This is a genomic window from Lapidilactobacillus concavus DSM 17758, from assembly GCF_001435835.1.
GTDB classification, from domain to species: Bacteria; Bacillota; Bacilli; order Lactobacillales; family Lactobacillaceae; genus Lapidilactobacillus; species Lapidilactobacillus concavus.
This window is the reverse complement of sequence record NZ_AZFX01000009.1, coordinates 20,867-29,922: the sequence shown is the minus strand read 5'-3', so window position 1 is coordinate 29,922 and position 9,056 is coordinate 20,867. Positions and strand designations below refer to the sequence as shown.

The following is a 9,056-nucleotide window of genomic DNA, read 5'->3' as shown; positions in this document are numbered from 1 at the left end:
TACCAATTTATAAGAATAGATCAGTAGTGTTGCACTTGATTTGACAATTCGGGTTTCTAAAAACAAAATAATTTATAGTAAAAAGGATATCGATTCTGCTTGTCATTCGATATCCTTTTTAGGTGCAATTAAAATGGGAATTAAATGCCTGCTATGGTCATGGTAGACAGAAGGGCAAATGTGTTCAGATATAGTACAGTCGAAGAAATTTAAATTACCGGAGCATCTTGATTGAAAAGTTAAACTAGGACATTTCAGTTTATTCAAAGTGTTTAAACTACTGAACTGTCGCGCACGAAACTGCAAGTATGGTGGTGTGAGAAAATTAAGCAATCACTTTATAACCGATGATGTAGATGGTTAATATTTATCGCTACATAAGTAATACAGCGTCTAAAAAATTGTGATTTATTATATAATTTTGATGAATAGGATTCATTACCTGCCGAAAAAGAAAAAAACATTTACATTATTAAAAATATTGTAGGCGAATACATTGGTAATGCTGAATTTTTTTCATCTTTTTGTATGCTCAGTAAATAAATTTCCAAAAACATGTTGACAACGAAAATGAAAGCGTTACAATTTTAGTTGTAAGTTAGTTAGTTATCTTTAGCAACTAACTATAGGTTAAAAAATGGAGTGTGCACACGCTATTCTTTAACGTGGAAGTACTTATCTGCAGAAGTATTGCCACAAATGTAACAATTTCTTCATTGTGTTATGACCTCTATTTTTGCTAACTTAGTTTAGGAGGATTGGAATGAAAATGAAAAAGATTGCTAAGATTTTTACAGTGGCGCTTGTGGGAGCTGCCATTCTTTCTGGGTGTTCATCTGGTGGCGATAAGGAAACAAAGAAAGGCGCGCCAAAGAAAGATGGTGTAGAACAGTATACAGCATTTATGGCAACTTCTGGTAAGGAGATTCCATCAGATAATAGATTACATCAACGAATTGGTAAAGAATTTGGCCGATCAGTTCAAGTTTCTTGGTTAACTGGGCAAACGGCAAAAGAACGTGTTGGGGTTATGATTGCCGGCAAGAAATATCCTGATTTTATTGATGGTGGTGATGCAACCGGCCAACTGGTTAAAGCCGGCGCTCTTGTTCCTCTTGAAAAGTATATTTTAGAAACTGACGATTATCCAAATATTAAGAAGCTGTTTACTGATCAGCAATGGAATTTAATTAAGAATACACATAAAGGACACATTTACTATATTCCACAATTTAGTTCGACGAACAAAAAGAGCATGACTACCCAACAAAATAGCGAAGCTTTTTGGATTCAAAAACGTGTTTTAGAATGGGCTAAGTATCCCAAAATTGAAACAATTGATCAATATTTTGATTTAATAGATGATTATTTAGCTGCTAATCCAACCGACAAATCTGGACAAAAAAATATTGGATTTGAAGTTTTGACCGATGACACCAAGTACTTCTGTTTGGAAAATCCGCCACAATTCTTAGCGGGTTATCCTAATGATGGTAAGGCGATTATTGATGTCAAAACTCATAAAGCTAAAGCTTATGAAACAACGGATGTCGCTAAACGCTATTACAAATTATTAGGTGAACAGTACCATAAAGGTGTTATTGATCGGGACACATTCACAATGAAATATGACCAATACATTTCCAAGTTATCTTCAGGTAATGTTATAGGTATGGTAGATCAAGGTTGGGATTTTATCAACACAGCAGTACCATCTTTAGTTGCAGCTGGCAAAGATGACAGAACCTATGTGCCGCTGGATCTTGTGATGGATAAAGGGACTGAGCCAAAATATTTTGGACCTAAAGAACTGAATAATGGTGCTGGATTAGGCATAACTGTTAATAATCCTGATGTGAAGGGTTCGTTAAAATTCATCGATGACCTTCTGAGTCAAAAAGGCATGGAATTACGCATGTGGGGCGAAAAAGGCGTTGACTATAAAGTCGATGATAATGGTATGTTCTATCGAACTGAAGAACAGCGGAAAAACAACAAAGATCCAAATTGGGTTAACAAGAACATGGATTCGTATGGCTACTTCCCACAATATGATGGGTTATTACCTGATGGGAAGAACGCTGTAAGTGTGGGTGAACAGCCTAGTGAATTTAAAGAGAGTTTGAGCGATTACGACAAGAAATTCCTAAAAGCATATGGTTGGGATAAGTGGACTGATGGACTTCACTACTATGAAAAAAACCAAGCATGGTATCCAATCTGGTCAGCCACAAATAGCTGGTCTTCATCAGAACCTTATGCAATTGCTATGCAAAAAATGGATGATGTTAAAAAAGCTTGGCTACCAAAGGTTGTTATGGCTAAACCGAGTGAATATAAAACTGAATGGGATAAGTATATGAAAGAATTCAAGACTAAGACGAACTATCAGACTTATTTGGATGAATTAACTAAAGAAGTTCAGCGTCGTATCGATAATGCTAAATAAAAAATGAATTAAGAGACCGAGAGACCTTCATGGTTTTTCGGTTCTTTAAAAAGGAGAACTGATAGCGTGGAAATGAATCAGGAAGGGGTAGCAGTCGAAAACACCCCACCATCAAAAAAAGAATTGAAAGCAGCACACAAAGTATGGTTCAAAAAACAGCTTTTTAAGCAAAAAGAGCTTGTTCTTATTTCAATCCCATTTGTCCTCTATATTTTGGTGTTTAATTATTTTCCACTAACTGGTTGGGCGATGGCTTTCCAAGATTATTCACCGGCAAAAGGTTTTTTTGATCAAAAGTGGGTTGGGTTCGCAAACTTCATGCAGTTGTTCTCAGACGAAACGTTCCCGAAAGTTATTCGTAATACCTTCTTCATGAGTTTGATTAATCTTGTTTTGGGTTTTGTTTTTTCAATCCTTTTTGCGCTACTCCTAAATGAAGTTAAAAATAAGACAGTTAAAAAAGTACTACAAACTGTGTCTTACTTACCATATTTTCTATCATGGATTATTGTAACCGGTATAGTACTGGATGTCTTATCACCACAAACTGGCGTAATTAATCAAGTATTGATGACATTTCATTTAATTAATAAACCGATTAACTTTTTGGCAGATCCAAAGTATTTTTGGTGGATAGTTGGTTTTTCCAATGTATGGAAAAATACTGGTTGGGGTAGTATTATCTATCTCTCTTCGATGGCATCAATTAATAGTGAGCTATATGAAGCAGCTGATATTGATGGTGCAAATAAACTTCAAAAAATGTGGCACGTTACTTTGCCAGGAATCAAACCAACAATTTTCATTTTATTATTAATTAATATTGGTAATTTACTGAATGCTGGATTTGAAGTTCAATACCTGCTTGGTAATGGACTTGTGTCGGGTGTTTCGCAGACAATTGATATCTTTGTGTTGAAGTACGGGATTAGTTTGAATAACTATTCATTGGCTACTGCAGCTGGTATCTTTAATGGCTTGATTAGTGTTACTTTAATCTATCTTGCAAATAAAGCGGCGCGTGCTGCTGGAGAGGAAAGTCTTTTCTAAAGGTGATTAATATGAAAAAAAGAGTAGTTGTTTCGGACGTTATTCTCGAGATTGTGAAATGGACTTTTCTAATCTTCTTCACGATCGCCACGTTATATCCGATTATAAATACCATTGCTGTTTCTTTAAACGATGGATTAGATGCTTTAAAGGGAGGGATTTATTTAACACCTCGAAAGTTTACATTGGAAAACTATAAATCGGTTTTGACGCAAAGTACACTGTTAAATGCCGCATTTATTACTGTGTCAAGAACCGTAATTGCTACGTTGTTGCAGGTGTTCTTAACTTCGTTATTGGCGTATATTTTGAGTCGTAAAGAATTCTTGTTCAGAAAGCCAATTACGTTACTGTTTATTTTTACAATGTATTTCAATGCCGGGATGATTCCTAACTATTTGTTGATGCAACGATTACACTTGCTTAACACATTCCTTGTTTATATTATTCCTGGATTGTTGAGTGCATTCAATATGTTAGTAATTCGAACATATATGAATGGATTATCTGATAGCTTCGTTGAGTCAGCTCAAATGGACGGGGCGTCCTATCTTACTATCTTTTGGCGAATCATAATGCCACTAAGTAAACCAGTATTAGCAACAGTTGCATTATTTGTTGCGGTTGGTCAATGGAACTCATGGTTTGATGCCATGTTGTATAACGGGTTTACACAGCGTCTAAGCACTTTACAATATGAATTGATGAAGCTATTGTCATCGGTAACCAATCAATCGCAAAGTGTTGAGTCGATGAAGCACAGCTCCTCAATGGTCACACCAACCTCAATTCGTGCAGCTACAACAATCGTTACAATGCTACCAATTGTTATGCTTTATCCATTCTTACAAAAATACTTCATTGGTGGTCTGACAATTGGTGGGGTTAAGGAATAATACATTTTAAATAAACACAAGGATTGAAGGTAATGATGATTAAAAAACGAACGAAATTCGGACAACAACTGGTTGACCGAATGACCAAGCTTGCGGATGTTTTGATAATTAGCGTACTATGGCTAGCGTTTAGTATCCCAATTATTACTATTGGTGCGTCTACTAGTGCGATGATTTCAACTGTTAACAAGTTCATACTGAAAAAAGAAGGCTATCTTTTTAAACAATTTTGGAAATCGTTTAAGAGTAGCTTTAAACAGGCAACCGCAGTGACAATATTTGATTTATTCGTTTATAGCACACTTTACCTAAATACCAACTCAATCCGTAATGGCCAAGGTAATGCAATTCTTGCGACTTTTTCTGAAATTTTTTTAGTAATTGTAGCTATTGCAGCCACTAGTTTAACACCTTATGTTCTGAGCTACATCGCGAGATTCTCAGATCCACTGAAGATAATTATCAAAAATTGTTATGTACTTTCATTAATGAATTTTTGGAATACATTAATTATCTTTATTGTTACATTAACCTTTGTTGGCATACTTTGGTTGGTGCCAATCCTCGTCCTTGCACTTCCAGCACTTGTAGCTATCTTGTTATGTAAGAAAATGCAACAGATTTTTACAATATCGATCGTAAATTTATAAAAGGAGGGGATATATTGATATTTGACACTACAAAAACAACCATCTTTAAGAAAAACTTTCTTGAATGTATTGGCTCTGGACATCTAGATTTAGTACTGCGTGATGATTACTTAAAATCCTTGCGTATACTACAAAAAGAAATTGGATTCAAGTATTTGCGTGCTCACGGATTATTCTCTAAAAATATGGGAATCGTGACAACAATGTCGAATGCTTCGGAAGACACTAGAATCACTTACAACTTTACCAATTTAGATCAATCAATAGACAACTTATTAGCAACTAACATTAAGCCACTTTTAGAGTTAGGATTTATGCCAGACCAGATAGCGCGTGGAACTCAAAAAGTATTTTGGTGGGAGGGAAATGTTACACCGCCAAAAGATTATGTTGAATGGAAAGAGCTAATTAAAGCAACATTAACGCATATGATTAATCGTTATGGTGTTGAAGAAGTTAAAAGTTGGCCGATTGAAGTTTGGAATGAGCCAAATTTAGATGTTTTCTGGGAAAATGCTGACCAGGATGAATATTTGCATCTGTTTGCTGAAACATACACTGCAATCAAGGAAGTGAATCAAGATCTAAAGGTTGGAGGCCCAGCAATATGTGGTGGTGGAGACGATTGGATGCGTGTTTTTTTACAATTTTGCGAAAAAAAACACTTTGATATCGATTTTCTATCCAGACATGCATACGCTGTTGGCGTTCCTGAGAAACATAATTTTGTCAGTCGACAAGATGTATATTCTGTGAAGAGTTTACTGGATGATTTTAAATCTGGCAGTGAGTATATCAGTAAATATTATCATAGACAGATACCTGTTTATATCACAGAATTTAACACTTCGTATATTCCTAATAATTTTATCCATGATACGGCTTTTAATGCAGCCTATTTGGCAAGGGTGTTAAGTGAAGGAAACGAATTGGCTGATTTGTTTTCTTATTGGACCTTTACCGACACTTTTGAAGAATCAGGAATACCAGCAAGTTTTTTGCATGGCGGTTTTGGACTAATGACTATTAATCAAGTAAAAAAACCGACTTACTACTTGTACCAATTTTTTAGCCATATTGGAAATAAAGAAGTTTATAAAGATCAAGATATGTTTATCGGTCTGACTAAAGATAACGAACCGATTATTATCGCGTGGAATCCAACGGATGAAGTCAAAAAATTAAACTTTGACTTAAGGGTAGCCCCTACCGAAGCAGGATATGTTGCAAAAAGACTATCAATTAGTGAAGAACAGGGTAATATTTTTACGATTTGGAAAAAATTTGGTATGCCTAGATTTCCATCATCGCAACAAGTCAATCTTTTTAAACAATTGGCGGTACCAGCTTCAAGCATTGAAAATTTGATGGCTTCTAGTAATGTTGTAAGCCTTGAATTTGAATTACAAGCAAACGAAATAACAGAAATTATATTGTATCAGGTAAGTGATGATGCTGATCAATTCGATTTCAAAGGTTATCGCTAATTAAAATTTGGTGATACAAAATTACGGAGGTGATGTGTGAATGTCAACAATTACAGTTAATCATTCAAGAGAACATGCAAAAATTAGTAAATATATTTATGGGCAGTTTGCTGAGCACCTAGGCCGCTGTATTTATGAAGGAATCTGGGTTGGACCAGATTCAGATATCCCAAATATAAATGGTATCCGTTCAGATGTGGTTGCTGCACTCAAAGCTATCAAAGTCCCAGTTCTACGTTGGCCGGGTGGTTGCTTTGCGGATGAATATCACTGGCAAGATGGGATTGGCCCTAATGAAAACCGTAAAAAGATGATCAATACCAATTGGGGCGGCGTCGTTGAAAACAACCACTTTGGGACGCACGAATTTTTTGAATTATGTAACCAGATTGGTGCTGATGCTTATATCAATGGGAATGTTGGTAGTGGCAGTGTTCGTGAAATGTCAGAATGGGTGGAATATATGACCCTCAATGGGGTTTCACCGATGGCTGATTTGCGGACACAAAATGGACATGAAGACCCATGGCAGGTTAAATTCTTTGGTGTTGGGAACGAAAGTTGGGGCTGTGGCGGCAATATGCGTCCTGAATACTATGCTGATTTATTTCGCCATTACCAAACTTTTGTCCGAAATTACGACGGTAATCATCCTGTTTATAAGATTGCCGTGGGTCCTAGTGTGGCCGATTATAATTGGATGGATGTACTCATGAGAAATGCAGCACCGTACATGGATGGCATTAGTTTACATCACTACTCGTTGGTCTCCGGATGGGAACCTAAGGGTAGTGCTACTAACTTTCCGGAAGAACAATGGTATTCATTACTGGAAAATTCCCAATATATGGATGAATTAATCACCAAGCACAGCACGATCATGGATAAGTATGATCCTGATAAACGTATTGGCTTAATCGTCGATGAATGGGGTTCTTGGTTGGCAGTTGAACCCGGCACTAATCCAGGTTTCTTATATCAACAAAATACGATTCGCGATGCGATGGTAGCTGCAGTAACGTTGCATATTTTCCAAAAGCATGCTGATCGTGTGCACATGGCTAATATTGCGCAAATGGTTAACGTTTTACAGGCAATGATTCTAACTGATGGTCAAAAGATGATTACGACACCAACTTATGACGTCTTCAAAATGTTTTTAGATCACCAAGATGCTACCGCAATGGATACACTCGATGACTTAGCAGCAACGACTAGTGCTTCAGTTTCCAAACAAGCCGATGGTTATTTTGTTTCGCTTTGTAACTTTGATGTTCATGCTAGCGATGATTTGGTAATTAACTTTGATACACCAATTGCGTCAACTTCAAGTGAAATTTTGACTGCTACGCAAATGGATGCGCATAACGACTTTGATGATCCTAATCGGGTGCAGATTGAAGCTTTTGACCAAGTGACACTTGATGGTCAAAGTTTAAAAGTAACCTTGCCGCCAATGAGTGTGGTGACTGTGCATGTCAAGGTCAACTAATTGCATTCGCTGCGACTTGTTAGAAGGTCTTGATCGGCAAGATACAAAAGCCTTGATTGACGAACAACTAAGTCTCGAGGTTGGAAATTTAGTTGAACCTAGCGTGCGTGATCAACGCCTTGAGATTTGTCAGACGTGCCCGTTTTTCCAAAATGGGCTATGTACGAAATGTGGCTGTTACACTAGGTTTCGGGCTAGTTTGAAAAACAAATCTTGTCCGGTGGGTAAATGGGTATAAAATGGTTGGAGATGACTATTGCGTTGGAATACGATGTGACAACCTTTTCGTTGCCAATTGAGGATGGCACAATTGTGGGTCATGCATATAAGCCTAAGAACAATGATATCACGAATAAAACTATTATCATATCGCACGGTTTTGCAGAGACATCTGCAATGTTTGATCACTATGCTCGGAGATTTGCATCAACGGGTTATTATACAGTGACATTTGATTTTCGCGGTGGAAGTTTAGAGGGAAAGAGTACTGGACTTAAAAGTACTGAAATGTCCATCTTCACAGAGATAGCAGATTTAAAAACGGTAATAAACTTCGTTCAAAAACAAGAAAGTTCAAGTCGAAGTAATTTGTATTTGATGGGTGACAGTCAAGGCGGACTTGTATCGGCTATCGTTGGAGATAATTTTACCAAACAACTGGGAGGGTTAATTCTACTATATCCCGCACTTGTCATACCGGATGATGCACGCAAGAGATATCATAGTTTAGCAGAAATTCCTGATACTGTAGATCTTGGGATACCAATTGGTAAGGTGTATTATGAAAAGCTGTTAGATTATGAAGTTTTTGACCATGTTGGCCATTTCGGGAAATCAGTATTGATTTTACATGGGGATCAAGATGAAGTTGTACCACTTTCATATTCAAAACGGGTGGCGAAAGTATATTCCCATGCAAAATTGATTGTAATGAAAGATGCAAAGCATGGTTTTAACGAAATAGAATCAAGAATTGCAGGCGACTATATCCTTGAGTTTCTTAACAAAGACGAGATTTTAAATTGATGGGGG

General features: G+C 36.7%; 8 protein-coding genes. All 8 read left to right on the top strand.

The features are described 5' to 3' along the window. The first annotated feature begins 763 nt into the window (after positions 1 to 763). Positions 764 to 2,449, top strand: coding sequence for a type 2 periplasmic-binding domain-containing protein (locus FC15_RS01735; protein WP_057823332.1), 1,686 nt, complete (start codon positions 764 to 766; stop codon positions 2,447 to 2,449). Positions 2,450 to 2,521: 72 nt separating this feature from the next. Continuing rightward, positions 2,522 to 3,499: an ABC transporter permease gene (locus FC15_RS01730; RefSeq protein WP_083479044.1), complete on the top strand. Its 978-nt coding sequence runs from the start codon at positions 2,522 to 2,524 to the stop codon at positions 3,497 to 3,499. Between the two features lie 11 nt (positions 3,500 to 3,510). Further along, positions 3,511 to 4,395: a carbohydrate ABC transporter permease gene (locus FC15_RS01725; protein WP_057823330.1), complete on the top strand. Its 885-nt coding sequence runs from the start codon at positions 3,511 to 3,513 to the stop codon at positions 4,393 to 4,395. A gap of 32 nt (positions 4,396 to 4,427) precedes the next feature. Further along, a complete protein-coding gene (locus FC15_RS01720) occupies positions 4,428 to 5,045 on the top strand; it encodes a DUF624 domain-containing protein (RefSeq protein WP_083479043.1) in 618 nt (205 codons plus the stop codon). A gap of 14 nt (positions 5,046 to 5,059) precedes the next feature. Continuing rightward, positions 5,060 to 6,532: a GH39 family glycosyl hydrolase gene (locus FC15_RS01715; RefSeq protein ID WP_057823325.1), complete on the top strand. Its 1,473-nt coding sequence runs from the start codon at positions 5,060 to 5,062 to the stop codon at positions 6,530 to 6,532. Positions 6,533 to 6,572: 40 nt separating this feature from the next. Then, positions 6,573 to 8,024 carry an alpha-N-arabinofuranosidase gene (locus FC15_RS01710; protein ID WP_057823324.1) on the top strand — a complete coding sequence of 484 codons (1,452 nt, stop codon included), beginning with the start codon at positions 6,573 to 6,575 and terminating at the stop codon, positions 8,022 to 8,024. Then, positions 8,008 to 8,262 carry a DUF6171 family protein gene (locus FC15_RS09300; RefSeq protein ID WP_083479041.1) on the top strand — a complete coding sequence of 85 codons (255 nt, stop codon included), beginning with the start codon at positions 8,008 to 8,010 and terminating at the stop codon, positions 8,260 to 8,262. The genes FC15_RS01710 and FC15_RS09300 overlap by 17 nt, the downstream gene beginning before the upstream one ends. Further along, positions 8,253 to 9,050, top strand: a complete 798-nt coding sequence (locus FC15_RS01705) for an alpha/beta hydrolase (RefSeq protein ID WP_057823322.1) — start codon at positions 8,253 to 8,255, stop codon at positions 9,048 to 9,050. Before FC15_RS09300 ends, FC15_RS01705 begins: the two co-directional genes overlap by 10 nt. The last annotated feature ends 6 nt before the right edge of the window (positions 9,051 to 9,056 follow it).

What these genes read in the sequence shown, in the direction of transcription:
- FC15_RS01725 (WP_057823330.1), top strand. Translation starts at nt 3,511, where the DNA reads ATGAAAAAAAGAGTAGTTGTTTCGGACGTTATTCTCGAGATTGTGAAA.
- FC15_RS01720 (WP_083479043.1), top strand. Translation starts at nt 4,428, where the DNA reads ATGATGATTAAAAAACGAACGAAATTCGGACAACAACTGGTTGACCGA.
- FC15_RS01710 (WP_057823324.1), top strand. Translation starts at nt 6,573, where the DNA reads ATGTCAACAATTACAGTTAATCATTCAAGAGAACATGCAAAAATTAGT.
- FC15_RS01730 (WP_083479044.1), top strand. Translation starts at nt 2,522, where the DNA reads ATGAATCAGGAAGGGGTAGCAGTCGAAAACACCCCACCATCAAAAAAA.
- FC15_RS09300 (WP_083479041.1), top strand. Translation starts at nt 8,008, where the DNA reads ATGTCAAGGTCAACTAATTGCATTCGCTGCGACTTGTTAGAAGGTCTT.
- FC15_RS01735 (WP_057823332.1), top strand. Translation starts at nt 764, where the DNA reads ATGAAAATGAAAAAGATTGCTAAGATTTTTACAGTGGCGCTTGTGGGA.
- FC15_RS01705 (WP_057823322.1), top strand. Translation starts at nt 8,253, where the DNA reads ATGGGTATAAAATGGTTGGAGATGACTATTGCGTTGGAATACGATGTG.